Raw genomic sequence first — 15,842 nt, forward strand, 5'->3', positions numbered from 1 at the left:
CCAGTATGGGTGGGAGACTTGCGCTCGTTGTCGGTTCCGAGTGCAAAGTGCTTGGTGAGTTGGGCTTTCCGTTGCAGTTGGCCACTGATCTTCATTCGCGGTTGACTACGTTGGGTGGCTGGGACTCTGCTCGCTTGGATGACGGACCGCTCCTGAATCCGACGACGCGAGAGTTAGTAGCGGAAGTTAAAGCCGCGTTCGCCCTGGCCGCCCGGCGGCAGGCCGCGCTGCTACTCAGCTTTGTCGGCCACGGGGTAGCGACGGGGGGTGGCAACTTTTTTCTGCTTGCTCACGACTCCCCTCAACAGCCGGAGTCGGATACTGCCCTCCACGTCATCCAAGTGATCAGCGAGCAGCTGGACAGGCATGCCCTTGATGGGTTGATCGTGCTGATCGATGCCTGTGAGACGCAGGAGAGTCTGAGTGGTGCCGCCCGGCATTTAACCGATCGAATCGAGTTGGCCGCGCGACGGATCGAATTACTGATAGCGACCGGTAGCGATGCTGCGTACGGGGGTTGCTTCACCCGGACCACGTTGGCCGTCTTCGACCAAGGCCTGCCTCTGCGTGGGGAGAATCTCATGCCTGTAGATTTGCTCGATCCATTGGAAGTCGAGTGTGCGCGTCAGGTGCCTGGGCATCTGGGCATCGCGCATGGCGGCGATCCAGGCCTGTGGTTGGTCCCTAACGCGGCGCGGCGCAACGATGCGGTGTGGGGCAGGCCCACAGCGGGTTTCGTAGACCAACTCACGAACGGCTTACTGATCACCGAAACTTTGCGTCGGCGGCTCGCGGAGGTCTTGAACGACAATTCCAGCCGGCTGCGCGGGGTAGTCGGACCGGCCGGTTCCGGCAAGTCCACGCTGATGTCGTTGCTGATCCGGCCCAACCTACTCGCGCGAGCAAGGTTCACGTCCGAGTACATCGCTGCAGCGGCGTTTGTCTCAGCAGCCAGCTCGATCGAATCGCTCGCCCGAGAGTTGTCCGACCAACTGTGTCGTCGAGTGGACGGCTTCGCGCCCATCGCTACGGCCATCGCCGATGCCGGTGGAGACAACTCCGCTGCTGATCTGTTCGATCGATTGGTGCTCACGCCGCTGGCCCGACTCGAATCAGCATGGGAACCAATCAATCTCGTGGTCGACGGTATTGATCAGGCTGAGCCTGGTGTCAGACAGCTGATCGTAAGTGCGATCGCGGACCTCGCGGATCGTTCTGATCTAACACATGTCAGAGTCATTGTCGGCATTCGTTCAGGGACAGGTATCGATGATCTCCCCGCTTTCGCAGGGATGCATCGCATCGAGCTGCCTCCGCCCACTGTTGGAGAGCTCGCCAGGGCAGTTGCAAATCGTGGACTAGCGAGTGATTCAGCGTGGGAGCAATCTGTCCTCCAGTTGCTGCGACAAACAGAAGCAGGAGGTTGGCTGCACGCCCGATTGTTGACAGAGATAACTGACGACCGAGCCTGCAAGGCCGCGGCTGACGGCGATCTGGGCGCGCTGGTTAAGGAGCGGATCCGGTGTGCGCTCGGCACAGCCGCCCCTGCACCGCACGATTCGATGGCGGCAGTGCTAGCTATTCTGGCGGTGGCGGGGTCAGGTCCGGTCATGCCCCTCGAGCTGGTGCGTGACGCTGTAGTGGTGCTTGGTCACCAGCTGTCCATCAGGGAAGTTCGCGACGTTGTGGTGGCGCTTGGGGCGCTGATCAGTCGGGGCAACCCAGGGACTCGGCAAGAGATGTTGGGGATGACGCACCAAGATTTCGTGTCCCCAACGCAGGATGAAGCCGACCGAATCGGAGTGCCCGTTGTTGAGGCGCATCGCGCGATCTCCACCGCGATCTCGAGAGCGGATGGAGACCGCGCGGTCGAATATGCCCGGGCAGCTGGCGTACGCCATCATTTGGCCTGTGGAGACTCTGCGGCCGCCGTGCAATTGCTTGCGACTTCCGAGACTGTCCGGGCAGCAGACAACCGAGATATGTGGGCCGCGTGGCTTCCTCTCTTCGTGGAAACCCTTGGCTCGGTACATCCCGATTGCCGCACAGCACGGTTCCATCTCGCCCACTGGTTAGGTGAAACCGGCGAACTGAACGCTGCAGTGACAAGTTTTGGGCACCTGCTTGACGACAGCGTAAGGGTGAACGGGCCCGATGACGTCGAGGTCTTCCTCATTCGAGGCAGCTTGGCGCATTGGCGTGGCAGTAGCGGCGATCCCGGTGAAGCGGTTCGAGAATTCGAGCGACTTCTTGAGGATTGCGTAAGGGTGTTGGGGCCCGACCACCCGGATACGCTCGACGTCCGTGACGACCTGGCGGACTGGCGAGGCGAGAGTGGGGACGCCGTCGCGGCGGTCGCTGAGTACGAGGAATTGCTGGTGGACAGTTTGAGGGTGTTAGGGCCGGATGATCTGGATACTCTCGCAACTCGGCGCAACCTGTCGTACTGGCGGGGGGCGAGCGGGGACCGGGCTGGAGCAATTCAAGGATTGGAACTGGCACTCGCCGACTGCGTTCGGGTACTTGGACCTGACGCCACACTTACTTTGAACACTCGTCAGAACCTCGCGAACCTGCGTGCGCACGAAGGGCATCTCGAGGAGGCTGTGCGTGAATTCGAGTCACTGTTGAGTGATCTTCCGCGTCTGATCGGACCGGACCACCTCGATACTCTCGCAGCACGGGGCAACCTCGCCGCATGGCGCGGCGCAGGTGGGGATCTGGCCGGAGCGGTGGCTGGCTATAAGGAGCTACTTGCAGATCGGCTGCGGGTCCAGGGACCCGACCATCCCGACACACTCCGTGCACGTCACAACCTTGCATCGTGGTGTGGACTCAGTGGAGATGTGGCGGCGGCAGTCACCGGTTTTTCGGACTTACTGGCGGACCGGTTGCGGTTGGTAGGGCCGGATCATCCCGACGTCCTTGCTACTGAGGAACAGCTTGCGCATTGGAAAGCCAAGCAAACATCGCCATCTGCTGATTAGGCAGACGTAGGCGGCGAGCCATTACCGTGCGAGCCGTTGCCGCGCTCCTGATATTTCCGGAGCACCGCGAGCTGCCTGCGCTCCTCCTCGTGGTCGGCCTCGTGATTGCGCTCGGACTCCTGCCACGGATCGGGCCGGAAGAAGCTGCCGGTGCCCGGCTTACCCGCCGCACCTAGCTTGCTCATCTTCTTCGGCACCGGCGCGCCCTGGTACGGCAGCGGGACCGGGTGGCCGTGCTCGTCCACGGGGCCGAGCGGCTGGTGGATCTCGATGTACTCGCCGTGCGGTAGCCGTCTGACCACCCCGGTCTCCACGCCGTGTGCCAGCACCTCCCGATCGGAGCGTTGCAGGCCCAGGCAGATCCGGTAGGCCGCGAAGTAGGCCAGCGGCGGCACGAGCAGGATGCCGATCCGGCCGATCCAGGTCGTCGCGTTCAACGAGATGTCGAACTTGTAGGCAACGATGTCGTTCACGCAGGACAGCGTGAGCACGACATAGAACGCGATCGACATCGCGCCGATCGCGGTGCGCACCGGTACATCCCGCGGCCGTTGCAGCAGGTTGTGCTGGACGATGTCGCCGGTGAGCCGTTTCTCGATCCACGGATAGGCGATCAACACCGTGAACACCAAGCCCATGATCAGCGCGCCCCACACCGGGGCGGGCACTGTGTAGCGGCCCAGATACAGCTCCCACGGTGGGATGAGGCGCATCATGCCGTCGGTCCACATCATGTAGAAGTCCGGCTGCGAACCCGCGGAGATCTGCGAGGGGTTGTAGGGACCCATGTTCCAGATCGGGTTGATCTGCAACAGGCCGCTCATGATCGCGACGATGCCGAGGGTGAACGCGAAGAACGCGCCCTGGTCCAGCGAGAACACCGGCACGATGCGCGCGCCGATCACGTTCTTCTCGGTCCGGCCCGGTCCGGGGAACTGAGTGTGCTTCTGATACCAGACCAGCGCGATGTGGGCCGCGATCAGCGCGAGCATGATGCCGGGGAACAGCAGCACATGCGCGATGAACAGGCGCGGAATGATGATGGTGCCCGGATAGTCGCCGCCGAACATCAGCCAGTGCAGCCAGGTGCCGATGATCGGCATGCCGAGGGTGATGGAGGAGAACGCCGCCCGCAGGCCGGTGCCCGACAGCAGATCGTCGGGCAGCGAGTAGCCGAAGTAGCCCTCGAACATGGCCAGGATCAGCAGCAGCGAACCGATCACCCAGTTCGCCTCGCGCGGCTTGCGGAACGCGCCGGTGAAGAACACCCGGAACAGGTGCACGATGATCGACGCCGCGAAAAGCAGTGCGGCCCAGTGGTGTACCTGCCGCACGAAGAGTCCGCCGCGCACCTCGAACGAGATGTTCAGCGCCGTCTCGTAGGCCCGCGACATGGTCACGCCGCGTAATGGCTGATAGGACCCGTTGTAGACGACCTCGGTCATCGACGGGTCGAAGTACAAAGTCAGGTACACACCGGAGAGCAACAGGATGATGAAGCTGTACAGCGCGATCTCGCCGAGCAGAAACGACCAGTGTGTCGGGAAGACCTTGTTGATCGAGCGCTTGAGGAAATTGGCGGCCTGATATCGCTCGTCGGCGGAGTTCGCCTGCGCGCTGACCTTGCGACCGAGTTGAGTTGCCATGGCCGACACCCCGCCCCTGGAGAGTGGTATGCGTTCTACTACAGACGGTAGCAGTAACTCCGGTCGTAATCGATAGATTTTCGCGGATCTACTTGCAGATCAAGATCATTCACGGTTGGCGGCGGCCGGGACATGGGGCGTGATCTGGCGCCGTCCACGCCCCCTTCGGCGCCGGGGACGGGTGTGCTAGCCAGGTTCGATACTGTCGGAGGGTGAGCTCGATGGCGGCGCAGGATGCGACGATGTATTGGCTGTCGGGCCGCACCCGCAACGATTTGTTCCTGCTGTACTGCTTCGCGGACAGTGGGCGGCCGTCTGCTGAATTGCGTGCCCATGTGGCCGAGCGCAGCGCGCGCATCCCCGATCTGCGGGTCCGGGCGCGTGCCGTGCCGGGGGATCTCGACTACCCGTCGTGGGTGCCGTGTGCGTTCGCCGACGATCAGTTCGTCGAACATGTGCTGGCGGAACCGAATTGGGCGCATGTGCAGGCGGCGGTCGGTGCGGTGGTCGGGACCGGTGTGGATGCCGCGGTGCGGCCGTGGCGGTTACATGTGTTTCGCGGCATCGCCGATGCGCCTGGGAGCCAGTCAGGCCCGGCGCTTGTCGCGGTGTTGCAGATGTCGCACGCGCTGGCCGACGGTCGGCGTGCTGCTCGGATTGCGCGGGCGTTGTTCAGCGAGGACGAAGCCGCTGTTGGGGGAGTGTCTGCAGCGGATCGGCAGTCCGACGCCGATGTGGTGACGAGGCGGCGGCCGGTCGACGCGAAGCCGGGGTCCGAGCTGTGGGGTTCAACGGTCCCTGTTGCCGCGATGGTGCTGCGGGCACGGTCGGTGGGAAGGATGATCGAGCAGTCACCGCTTGCCGTGGCGCTCGCCTTGCCGCAGCTGCCGATTCGCCTGGCCAGGACGGTAATTCGCGGGTATCAGGCGCTTCGGGCGCAGCGGGAACTCGCCGAGCTCACCGCGGCGGGGGAGCTGCCGCCTCCCGGCCCCGACTTTCCATCCAGCCTGATCAACCGTGCCGGTCCAACCACGGACTCGGCCCACCAGGTGCGGATGATCGTGTGTGCGGCAACGGCATTGCGTGTCCCGGGCCGGACCGTGACGGTTGTCGCGCTGACCGCGGTGTCGCTCGCGCTCGCCCGCTACCTGGAAGGGCGGGACGCGCCGGTCGAGCGGCTCGGCGCGCAGGTCCCGATGGCGCTGGATGCCGAGGTATCGCACGCGCGCAACAACTATCGCAGCCTCAGTGTCGACCTGTTCATCGAGGAACCCGAGCTCCGTCGCCGCGCCGACAAGATCGCTGCCGCGCTGGCCGACCGTCGCCGACGGGCACAGCACCCGCTGCTGACGGCTCAGGATCAGGTCACCGCTGTCGTTCCCGCGCCGCTGCTCCGCCGCGACATCGCCCGCTATCCGCTGGATACGGTGCCCGATTCCATCGCCGGTCACACCGTGGTCTCCAGCGTCCACCGCGGTCCGGCGGACCTCACCTTCGGCGGCGGTCCGGTCCGTTTCACCGGTGGCTTTCCCGCCGTGGGTGCGGTCATGCGGCTGACCCACGGCGTCCACGGACTCGGCGAGACCGTCACGATCTCGCTCCATGCCGATGCCGAAATTCTGCCGGATATCGACGCTTACGCCGAGCTGCTGCGCGCCGCGTTGGCGGAAACAGTGCACAGCTTGAAGTGATTGCACCACAGCATAATTCGACCTGTGGATAACTCGCGTGGCCAGCAGTTCTAGTTGTCCGGCTTGTGCCACACCAGTGCGTACCGCCAGTAGACGAGCCGCCGGACTCGTGCGCCGGGCAGCAGCGCGGCCGCATGCTCCCGCACCTGACGAGTTGTCAACGGCGGATCCAGCACCACCGGCATGTCACCGTGGTTCGGTCCTTTCGCATACCAGTCGCCGCGACCTAGTGTGCGGAGTGCCGCGAAGCCGACCGCGAACACCCGCTGACCGACCGCCGCCAAGAGTTCGACCGGGAGCTCCCGAGGGAGATCGGCGCGCGGCAGCGCGATGACCGCGAGTACCCCGCCGGGCCGCAGCGCCGCGGCCAACACCGGCAACGCCTCGTCGAGCGGCATATGGTGCAGCGTGCTGATCGACACGATCGCGTCATAGGCGTTCGCGGGCAGCGGGTGCTCGAGGACGTCACCCAAGAGGCAGGTCACGTTGCCGGGCGTCGCCTGCTTCGCGGCGTCGATCATCACCGGCGACCGATCGAGGGCATCCACCTGGTCGGCATGCCGCGCCAGTTCGACCGCGAACGCGCCCGCCCCACAGCCGACATCCAGCACTCGCGCGCACGGTTTCGGCAGCTGCCGCACGAGAAACCGGTGGTAGAAGCTGTTGTGATTCCAATCGAGTCCGGCCATCAATCCCACTCTGCCACAGGATTTCCGCGCATCAGTCGAGCGCCAGCTTCGCCGTGACTGTGCCGCCGTCGACAGTCGATGTCGCCGAACCGAGCAGCTTGCGCGCTGCCGAATTGTCGACGGTGGTGGTGGCCACGACTTGGTGTGCGCCGAATGTCGCGGCGACCGCCCGTAGCTGGTCGGCAACGGCGCGGCCCACACCCTGCCCACGATCCGAGCGACCGATCCAAACCCCCGCCTCGAGTCCGTCTTCGCCGGGCTGCAACCGGGCGGCGCCCACGATCCGATCACCCACCGCGATCAGGTACGTGTACTCCACGGGGCTTTCCGCCCGCAGCGCCCGCCCGCGATGAAAGTCGAGAAACGCCTGCCGCCGGGCCGTATTCCAGCCCGGTTCGCCGTCCACCGGTGGCATCACGTCCAGCGGATCGGCATCGGCAACCGCCGCGTCGAGCAGCAACGTTAGGTTGCCTTCCGTCAGCGGCTCGAGCCGGACCGGTTCCGTATTCCTGTGCACAGCATCGAGCCTGGTCGACCAGCCACGCGTTGGTCAACGGAATACCGGTGCCGTAGCAGGAACTCGCCGTGACTGCCCGCTTCCAGCGCGTCCCAGCCCAGCACATTCCGGCCATCCTGTATGGCAAATGCGCAGGTTACGATGGCCGAACGACCGGCACGGTCGAACCGGGGTGGTCAACTTGACCGCGAGGTGCGCGATTCAGCTCGGCAGCGCATCTATCGAGCGGAATGCGCTCGGTGACTCGACGTCTGAGAGGACGGGATGCTGCGCGCTGGTGAGGTTTTCGCCGGATACGTGATCGAGCGCCAGCTGGGTCGCGGCGGGATGGGATCGGTGTATCTGGCGCGGCACCCGCGCTTGCCTCGACGGATCGCGTTGAAGCTGCTCAGCACGGAACTGCATACCAACGACGAGATGCGAGCCCGGTTCGAACGGGAGGCAGAACTGGTCGCGCGATTGGACCACCCGAACATCGTCGCGGTGTACGACCGCGGGGTCGACGACGGTATCCGGTGGATCTCGATGCAGTACGTCGACGGCATCGACGCCGGAGCCCTCGATCCGCGCTCGGTCAATCCGCAACGCGCGGTGGACATCATCGCCGAGACGGCCAAAGCCCTCGACTACGCGCACGCCGTCGGCGTCCTGCACCGTGACGTGAAACCGGCCAACATCCTGCTGGCCCACCCGACCGCAGGCCAGGACGAGCGAGTCCTGTTGACAGACTTCGGCATCGCCCGTCTGCGCGACGACGCACACCAGCTCACCCGAACCGGAATGTTCGCCGCCACCCTGGCCTACGCCTCGCCCGAACAGCTGTCCGCCACTCCTGTCGACCCCCGCTCCGACCAGTACGCCTTGGCCTGCACCCTCTTCTGGCTGCTGTCCGGCACCGCACCCTTCGCCGCCGACAACCCGGCGGCAATAATCGCCGGCCACCTCCATCAACCCCCGCCCTCGATACACACCCGCAACCCCAACTTGCCGCCCGCCATGGCCGCGGTACTGACAAAGGCCATGGCCAAGCAACCCGCGGACCGATTCGGCTCCTGTTCGGAACTCGCCACCGCAGCGCGCCGAGCGTTGACCGGCGCAACCGGGGTGGCCGGCGCGAAACCCAGCCCGGAAAGCGAACCGTCGACCCGCCACGCCCCACCTACCGTGCCGCAGCCGTGGGTACCGCCGGGTGGGCGGCGAGCGAAGCCGAGCGAGGGTGCGCAGGAACCGGTGCCGGGCGAGCCCAGCCAGCGAGAACAGTCGAGCGGTCTTGCCTCGGGGCTCGCGGAGGGCGAGCGGACTCGGCAGCAGGAGCGAACCGAGACCCGACCGGAATCGGCGTACGGCGAGCGCATCTCACCGGCGGTGGACCACCGCGACCAGCGGGCGGGAACGGCCGAGGACGCGCCGGGCACCGACGCTGACCGGCGTCCTGATCGGACCGCGCGCAATGCCGGGATCGCGGGGGCGGCGGTGGTTACCGTGGCAGCGATTGTGGCGGGGATCCTTTGGGCGAACGCGGGATCGTCGTCGAATTCGCCGGCGTCGTTCGGGCCGGGCGTGCCGCAGACGATCGACTGGGCAGGTGCCATTGCTCCGGGGACCGCAGGTGCTCCGCGAGGCGTCGAGCCGCTGACGCAGATCGATGCGCTCGGGAAGGAGGTGGGTAAACCTGGTGCCGCCAGTACGCCAGCCGGGGATGGGAAGGCCAGGTGTGCGCCCGTAACCATCGCCACGACAGCCGTTTTCACTGGTCCGAACGCGGGCGCAGGGCGCAGTGCTGATGGTGGCGTGAAGCTGGCCATCGATCAGTTCACGAAGGCGAACCCGGGATGTCCTGTCGCACTGCGTGAATTCGATATCGCGGGCGGCGCGCAGGCGGCTGCGGGGGTGGCCGCACAAATCGTGAACGACCCATCGATCGTCGCGTTGATCGGTCCGGTCTTCTCCGCCGAAACCCAAGCCGCCGGACAGATTTTCAACGATGCGGGCCTACCGTTTCTGACCCCGTCGGCCACCGATCCCGCTTTGTCCACCAACGGGTGGCGCACGTTTTTCCGTGGTTTGGCCGCCGACGATGCTCAAGGCACCGCCCTGGCGAAGTACCTGGTCAACACGGCTCGCTTTCGCAAGATCTGTGTCATCCAGGACAAGAACGGTTACGGCAGGAGCCTGGCGGGCAGCGCCGTATCCAGCCTCGGTTCCGCGGCCTCGCCGAACTGCGCCGCGGACATCGCACAGGGAGACCGTGACTTCACCACGGTGGCAGCCGATGTCATCGCCGCTGAACCGGACGCGATCTTCTACTCCGGCTTCTCCGAAGAGGCGGCCGCGCTTCTCCAGCAGCTGAGGCGAGCAGGCGTTACGGCCCCCTTCGTCTCCGCGGAAAGCACGGTCACCCCGGATTTCGTTGCCCAGGCAGGGGATTCGGCGGCAGGCGCGATTCTGTCCTGCTCGTGCGGCCCGGTCGTCGCCCAGTTCGCCAGTGACTACCAGGCTCTCAACGGCCACACTCCAGGCCCGAGCTCCGCCGAAGCCTACGACCTGACGACAATCGTCTTGAAGGGAATCGCCGGTGGTCGCACGAGCCGCGCCGACCTGGTCGACTACCTGCGCGATTACGACGGCACCGGCCTCGCCCGCACCTACCGCTGGTCCACCACCGGCGAACTCGCCGCTCCCCATACCTGGCTCTACAAGGTCAATTAACCAGTCGGGTGACTTCGCGAATCGGCTTACTGCTTGATGAACTCGAGCAGATCGCCGGTGAGCTGATCGCGATGCGTCAGGTGCAGCCCGTGCGGACCGTTGTCGTACACCTTCAAACGACTGTCCGGAATGAGCGCCGCCGTCTGCCGCCCGCACAACCCCACCGGGTTGAACGCATCCGCTGCACCGTGGATCACCAACGCCGGCACATCGATTCGCCGCATATCGTCGCGATGATCGGTCTCGGTCACCGGGTGCGCCAGGCACATCATGGCTCGTACCGACACTGAATGCGTGTCTGCAACACTCCATTCGAGCAGGTCACGGGAGATCTCGTTGCCCGGCAGCCCCACTCCGAAGAACGGCTCGGCTACCTCACGCACCCACCGCGGAAAGTCGATGGGCCACAACGCGTGCATCTGCTCGAGCTCGGCGGCCTCGAAACCGTCCGGGTTGTCCGGCGTCTTCATCAGCAAGGGGAGCGCCGAAGAAACGAGCACGATCTTGGCGATCCGTGCCGACCCGTGCCGCGCCAGGTAACGCACGATCTCCGGCGTCCCGGTGGAATGCCCGACCAGGGTGACACCGTGCAGGTCGAGCCGTTCCAGCACGGCCGCGAGGTCATCGGCCAGTGTGTCGAAATCGTATCCATCCCAGGGCTGATCGGATCGCCCGTGCCCGCGCCGGTCGTATGCCACGCACCGCAACCCCTGCTCGGCGAGCGGAATCATCTGGTACTGCCACATCGCGGAACTCAACGACCAGCTGTGCGTGAACACCACCGGCGCACCTGAACCCCAATCCATATAGAACAACTGAACATCGTCGCCGGTGGTGATGTAGGGCATGTCGGGAAGCCTCCTGGTTCCGCACCGAGCCGATCTCAGTCCGTCAAGTATCGAAACTTCGCCAACCAGAAGCGATTACCTACGAGGTAATGATTTCCGATATCGGCGCGCCGATGAATTCGGGTCCGCTTCCCCGTCTCGATAAGAGAGGCGCACGATGCGTGCGCGACCAGAGGAGACCGTCATGATCGACCTGAAGCCGGCTTGCGACACCATGATCGAGCTGTTGCTCGGCACCTCCGATGATCAGCTCGCCCGCCCCACCCCGTGCAGCGAGTACAACGTCGCCCAACTCATCGACCACATCGACGAGGTAGCGCAGGCGTTCGCCGCCATCGCACGTAAGGACACCGGCGAAGCCGCGGCACCAGATCACGGTGCCGACCACCGCCACACCGGTGCCGACTCGGTCCGCCTGCTCGGCCGAGCGTGGGACGACCCGGCGGCCTGGCAAGGTGCCACCGAACTCAGGGCGGGACTGGAACTGCCGAACGAACTGTGGGGCAAGATTGCGCTGACCGAGATGGTGGTGCACGGCTGGGATCTCGCCGTGGCCACCGGCCGCCTCTTCGCCCTGCCCGCGGCGACACTGCACGCCTGTTTCGACCACGTCGCCGACTTCGTGCCGAACGCTCCCGTCCCCGAACTGTGGGGCCCCGCCGTCGAGACATCCGACAATGCCTCGCCGATCGATCGGATAGTCGCGATCACCGGCCGCAACCCTCGGTGGGCGGAGACGGCCCGCCGCGGGTAACCGGAGCCCTGCGCAAACACCGGACTGCGCCGGTCTATTCCCTGATGGCCCAGCATATTTGCGCGCCGTAGCGTCTTGCCACATCGAGAGAGACTTTGTCGCAATGCTGCTACCGTGAGTGCGCCGTCATGTTCCGGACGGCTGCCAGGACGGCCGGATTGGCGCGCCGAAATCACGCGTCCTGCAGGGACTGTGAGGGGGACACGGTGAATCTACGGTCGCCGCATAGCGTTCCGGTCCTCGACGTGCATCCCGTCACCGTGGTCACCTATGGTCGGTTGGCACCCGATACACCTCCGACCTTTCCTGATGCACGTGACCGAGGCACGTGCCCGCGCTCACATTGTCTGGAGTCTCGTCTTTGACCACGCCACCCTTCACCGCGTCCGATACCGCCGCACCCGGGGTCTGCCCGGTCCAGCACGGCTCACCGATCGATACCGATGGCCCGCGCGTGCGGCTGCACACCGCGGAGTTCGCCGCCGATCCGCATCGCGCCTACGCCGACATGCGCCGGAAGTACGGCTCGCTGGTGCCGATCGAGCTGGCCCCCGGCGTGCCCGCCACCCTGGTCGTCGGCTATCAGGCGGCGCTGCGCATCCTCAACGACCCCGAGCACTTTCCGGCTGACCCACGGACCTGGCAGCAGCAGATCCCCGACGACTCACCCGTCAAGCCGATGATGGAGTGGTACCCGAACGCCTTGCGCAACAGCGGTGCCGCACACGCGCGCTATCGGCAGGCCTACACCGCCGCCATCGACGGAATCGACCTGCATGCCCTGCATTCCACCGTCGAGAAGATCGCCGTCCCGCTGATCAACAGTTTCTGCGAAGAAGGCTCCGCCGACCTGGTGACCCAGTACGCGTTCCCGCTGGTGTTCGAGGTGCTGAACCAAATGGTCGGCTGCTCGGCCGAACTGGGGCAGCGGGTCGCCACCGGTATGGCCGCGCTGTTCGACACCGTCAACGCAGCCCAGGGCATGCAGATGCTGAGCGAGGCCCTGCTCGAGCTGATCGGCCTGCGGCGCGCGGACCCCGGCGACGACGTCACCTCCCGACTAGCGCACCACCCGGCCGGCCTGGACGACACCGAAATGCTTTGCCAGCTGATCAGCTTCTACGGCGCGGGCATCGAACCGCAGCAGAACCTGATCATCAACACCCTGTTGCTGATGGTCACCGACGACCGCTTCGGCGGCGATGTCCTCGGCGGCAGCATGTCCACCCGCGACGCGCTCGACGAGGTCCTGTTCAACGACCCGCCGATGGCGAACTTCTGCACCTCCTACCCGCGCCAGCCGATCCTGATCGACAACAACTGGCTGCCCGCGCATCAGCCGGTGCTCATCAGCCTCGCGGGCTGCAACAACGATCCCGAGATCCGCGGCGGGGATCGCACCGGCAACCGCTCGCACCTGGCGTGGGCCGCCGGGCCGCATGCCTGCCCGGCCAAGTCCGTCGCCTACCTGGTCGTGCAGGACGCCATCGATCAGCTGCTCGACGCGCTCCCCGAGATGGAACTGGCCGTGGACGTGGACGAATTGGTCTGGCGGCCAGGGCCGTTCCACCGCGCGGTCGCGGCACTGCCGGTCGTCTTCCCCAAGTCCCCTCCGTTGAACATGGTGTAAAAGGAGCGTCCGATGGAGCATCAACCGATAGTGCTGGACCCGACCGGTGCCGACATCCAAGGTGAGTCCGCGCGCATCCGTGCGCGCGGGCCCGTCGCCCTGGTGGAGTTACCCGGCGGCGTGCCCGCGTGGTCGGCCACCGATGCCGCAGTGCTCAAGAGCCTCCTTGCCGACCCGCGTGTGTCCAAGGATCCACGGCAGCACTGGTCCGCGTTCATCGACGGTGAGATCACCGAAGCCTGGCCGTTGCTGCCCTGGGTCGCGGTGGACAATATGTTCACCGCCTACGGTGCCGACCATCGACGACTCCGTAAGCTGGTCTCGCCCGCCTTCACGCACCGCCGCACCACGGCGCTGCGGCCGCGGATCGAGGCGATCACCGAGAATCTGCTGAACGCGCTGGCGGGCACCCTGCCTGGCGAAACGGTAGACCTGCGTGCGGGTTTCGCCTATCCGGTGCCGATCCAGGTGATCACCGAGATGATGGGCGTGCCGGAACATCTGGGCGCCGCCATACACAAATGCGTAGACGGATTCTTCGACACCTCGTTCACGCCCGAGCAGGCGCAAGCCAACTATCTCGAGATGTACCGGCTGATCAGCGAGCTCGTCGCCTACCGCACCGAAACGCCCGGTGACGACGTCGCCAGCGTGCTGATCGCCACCCGGGACGAGGACGGCGCGCAGCTGGCCGAGAAGGAGCTCGTCGACACCTTGATGCTGGTCATCAACGCGGGCCACGAGACCACGGTCAACCTGCTCGACCAGGCGATCTTCGCGCTGTTGACCCACCATGAACAACGCGCCGACGTGGTCGAGGGCCGGGTGCCCTGGTCGGATGTGGTGGAGGAGACGCTGCGCTACGAGGCGCCGGTCGCGCATCTGCCGTTGCGCTACGCCGTCGACGACATCGAGGTCGGCGATATCCGAATTCCGAAGGGGGCGGCCATTCTTGCCTCCTACGCCGGTGCCGGACGGGATCCGAAGCTGCACGGTCCGACCGCCGACCAGTTCGACGTGCACCGCACCAACAAGGACCATCTCTCCTTCGGCCACGGCGCGCACCACTGCATCGGCGCCCCGCTCGCCCGGCTCGAAGCGGCGATCGCGCTGCCCGCCCTCTTCGCGCGTTTTCCGGATCTCAGGTTGGCAGTGGATCCGGCAGAGTTGCAGCCGGTCGGCAGCTTCGTCTCCAACGGGCACCGCCGGCTTCCGGTGTATTTGACGAAGTAGGTCGCTGTGGGTGGGGTGCCGTCCGACGACACCCCACGTGCACTCAGGATCAGGAGAAGGTAGCGAGCAACTGCGCGTCCAGCGTGCGCAGATAGTCGCGGCCGAATGGGCCGTTCTCGAGACCGATCACCAATTCGTTCGGTAGATCCTGTTCGATCTGCGGCGAACAGGATCCGGCGGCCAGGGCGATGGTCGCGACGGTGTCCACGTCGCCGGTGAAAGCCACTGCGGTGCGCAGGATTTGGCTGAGACTTCGGCTCGAGGTGAGTGCGGTGAGCGCGGCACGCACACTCATCCAGCCCTTGGATCCGACTTCGCCGTGCCACGGTTGGGTCCAGCTCGGGTCGAGCCGATCGCCGATCCAGCGGGGGAGTTCGGCCACCGGCCCGAGTTGCCGGTGGCAGTAGTGCACGGCGAGCGCGGCGGCCTGGGCCGCCGCTACTCCGGCGGGAGTGTCGTGGGTGACGCGCGCCTGCACGTCCGCGTACTGCATCACCTCGCGAACGGTCGGCAGCAGTCCGATCGGCCCGGCCCGCATCGCGGCGCCGCTCTTGTCGCTGGCCGGGTCGATGCGGCGCAGCAGGTCGGCGCCGGTGTGCACGGTGTCGAGGAACTGCTGGAACCGGGTGGCGTATCCGTCGCGTGGATCGCGGTGATACGCCTGCACGAAATGCTCGGCCAGCCGTGCCGGTTCCCACGGCTCGTCCGACACCAGCAGTTCCGCTACCGCCAAGGTCATTTGGGTGTCATCGGTGTAAGCGCCTGGGCGGACGCCGAGATGTGTTGGATGTTGGATGTACCCCGCCAGCGTGTTGTGTTCGGTGACGAGCCCCGGATCCGCGTACTCGAACCCGGCGCCGTACGCGTCCCCCACGGCCAACTCGACCAGCATGCGATCCCCTCCCATGGATCCGCCAGCCCTGCGGTCAGGGCTGCCCGACAGTCCCGGATCACCTGCGATGACCGTGGCCTTGTCGGTGGTGGAAGACCGCGACCCGAACATGTGGCCGAACGCCACTGTTCAGCGAGTTCGCTTGCACTTCAGGCTGTTTCGGAACTTGTCGGACGCATACCTTACACCAGAGCCACAGTCGATTCCCCAGTCCGGCAGATGATCTCGAAGCTAGTATTGGTGCGA

11 protein-coding genes are annotated in these 15,842 nt (G+C 65.6%); 6 read left to right on the plus strand and 5 right to left on the minus strand.

Annotated elements, in window-relative coordinates; translation table 11 throughout:
* Positions 1-134: 134 nt before the first annotated feature.
* Positions 135-2,987, plus strand: a complete 2,853-nt coding sequence (locus DMB37_RS22150; RefSeq protein WP_167768903.1) for a tetratricopeptide repeat protein — start codon at positions 135-137, stop codon at positions 2,985-2,987.
* Here DMB37_RS22150 and DMB37_RS22155 read toward each other — a convergent pair.
* On the minus strand, positions 2,984-4,633 hold the full coding sequence (locus tag DMB37_RS22155; protein WP_135234348.1) for a cytochrome bc complex cytochrome b subunit: 1,650 nt from the start codon (positions 4,631-4,633) through the stop codon (positions 2,984-2,986). The two genes, DMB37_RS22150 and DMB37_RS22155, sit on opposite strands and share 4 nt — an antisense overlap.
* Before the next feature lie 221 nt (positions 4,634-4,854).
* On the opposite strand from DMB37_RS22155, the gene DMB37_RS22160 reads away from it, so the two are divergent.
* Positions 4,855-6,324: a wax ester/triacylglycerol synthase domain-containing protein gene (locus DMB37_RS22160; protein WP_240772561.1), complete on the plus strand. Its 1,470-nt coding sequence runs from the start codon at positions 4,855-4,857 to the stop codon at positions 6,322-6,324.
* A 50-nt stretch (positions 6,325-6,374) separates the two neighbouring features.
* Here DMB37_RS22160 and DMB37_RS22165 read toward each other — a convergent pair whose 3' ends face one another.
* The gene (locus DMB37_RS22165; RefSeq protein ID WP_135234350.1) at positions 6,375-7,013 is read right to left on the minus strand and encodes a bifunctional 2-polyprenyl-6-hydroxyphenol methylase/3-demethylubiquinol 3-O-methyltransferase UbiG; all 639 of its coding nucleotides are present in this window, start codon (positions 7,011-7,013) and stop codon (positions 6,375-6,377) included.
* A 31-nt stretch (positions 7,014-7,044) separates the two neighbouring features.
* Complete coding sequence (locus DMB37_RS22170) at positions 7,045-7,530, minus strand: GNAT family N-acetyltransferase (RefSeq protein ID WP_240771613.1); 486 nt, start codon at positions 7,528-7,530, stop codon at positions 7,045-7,047.
* Between the two features lie 264 nt (positions 7,531-7,794).
* Here DMB37_RS22170 and DMB37_RS41410 point away from each other — a divergent pair, with 264 nt between their 5' ends.
* On the plus strand, positions 7,795-10,239 hold the full coding sequence (locus DMB37_RS41410; RefSeq protein ID WP_240771614.1) for a bifunctional serine/threonine-protein kinase/ABC transporter substrate-binding protein: 2,445 nt from the start codon (positions 7,795-7,797) through the stop codon (positions 10,237-10,239).
* A 26-nt stretch (positions 10,240-10,265) separates the two neighbouring features.
* Here DMB37_RS41410 and DMB37_RS22185 read toward each other — a convergent pair whose 3' ends face one another.
* Positions 10,266-11,087: an alpha/beta fold hydrolase gene (locus DMB37_RS22185; protein ID WP_135234351.1), complete on the minus strand. Its 822-nt coding sequence runs from the start codon at positions 11,085-11,087 to the stop codon at positions 10,266-10,268.
* Positions 11,088-11,271: 184 nt separating this feature from the next.
* Here DMB37_RS22185 and DMB37_RS22190 point away from each other — a divergent pair, with 184 nt between their 5' ends.
* From DMB37_RS22190 to DMB37_RS22200, 3 genes are all read left to right on the plus strand, one after another.
* On the plus strand, positions 11,272-11,841 hold the full coding sequence (locus DMB37_RS22190) for a TIGR03086 family metal-binding protein (protein WP_135234352.1): 570 nt from the start codon (positions 11,272-11,274) through the stop codon (positions 11,839-11,841).
* Between the two features lie 361 nt (positions 11,842-12,202).
* Positions 12,203-13,471 (plus strand): cytochrome P450, encoded by a 1,269-nt coding sequence (locus DMB37_RS22195; protein ID WP_135234353.1) that lies wholly within the window; start codon positions 12,203-12,205, stop codon positions 13,469-13,471.
* Between the two features lie 12 nt (positions 13,472-13,483).
* Entirely contained in the window at positions 13,484-14,704 is a 1,221-nt protein-coding gene (locus DMB37_RS22200; RefSeq protein WP_135234354.1) for a cytochrome P450, read from the plus strand.
* Between the two features lie 49 nt (positions 14,705-14,753).
* Here DMB37_RS22200 and DMB37_RS22205 read toward each other — a convergent pair whose 3' ends face one another.
* Positions 14,754-15,596: an ADP-ribosylglycohydrolase family protein gene (locus DMB37_RS22205; protein WP_135234355.1), complete on the minus strand. Its 843-nt coding sequence runs from the start codon at positions 15,594-15,596 to the stop codon at positions 14,754-14,756.
* Between the last annotated feature and the right edge of the window lie 246 nt (positions 15,597-15,842).

This window comes from Nocardia sp. CS682 (genome assembly GCF_004634405.1).
In the GTDB taxonomy this organism is placed as follows: Bacteria; Actinomycetota; Actinomycetes; order Mycobacteriales; family Mycobacteriaceae; genus Nocardia; species Nocardia ninae.

Excerpts from the sequence above, each read along its gene's own strand:
- DMB37_RS22185 (WP_135234351.1), bottom strand. The coding sequence starts at position 11,087 with ATGCCCTACATCACCACCGGCGACGATGTTCAGTTGTTCTATATGGAT.
- DMB37_RS22160 (WP_240772561.1), top strand. The coding sequence starts at position 4,855 with ATGGCGGCGCAGGATGCGACGATGTATTGGCTGTCGGGCCGCACCCGC.
- DMB37_RS22155 (WP_135234348.1), bottom strand. The coding sequence starts at position 4,633 with ATGGCAACTCAACTCGGTCGCAAGGTCAGCGCGCAGGCGAACTCCGCC.
- DMB37_RS22205 (WP_135234355.1), bottom strand. The coding sequence starts at position 15,596 with ATGCTGGTCGAGTTGGCCGTGGGGGACGCGTACGGCGCCGGGTTCGAG.
- DMB37_RS22190 (WP_135234352.1), top strand. The coding sequence starts at position 11,272 with ATGATCGACCTGAAGCCGGCTTGCGACACCATGATCGAGCTGTTGCTC.
- DMB37_RS22165 (WP_135234350.1), bottom strand. The coding sequence starts at position 7,013 with ATGGCCGGACTCGATTGGAATCACAACAGCTTCTACCACCGGTTTCTC.
- DMB37_RS41410 (WP_240771614.1), top strand. The coding sequence starts at position 7,795 with ATGCTGCGCGCTGGTGAGGTTTTCGCCGGATACGTGATCGAGCGCCAG.
- DMB37_RS22200 (WP_135234354.1), top strand. The coding sequence starts at position 13,484 with ATGGAGCATCAACCGATAGTGCTGGACCCGACCGGTGCCGACATCCAA.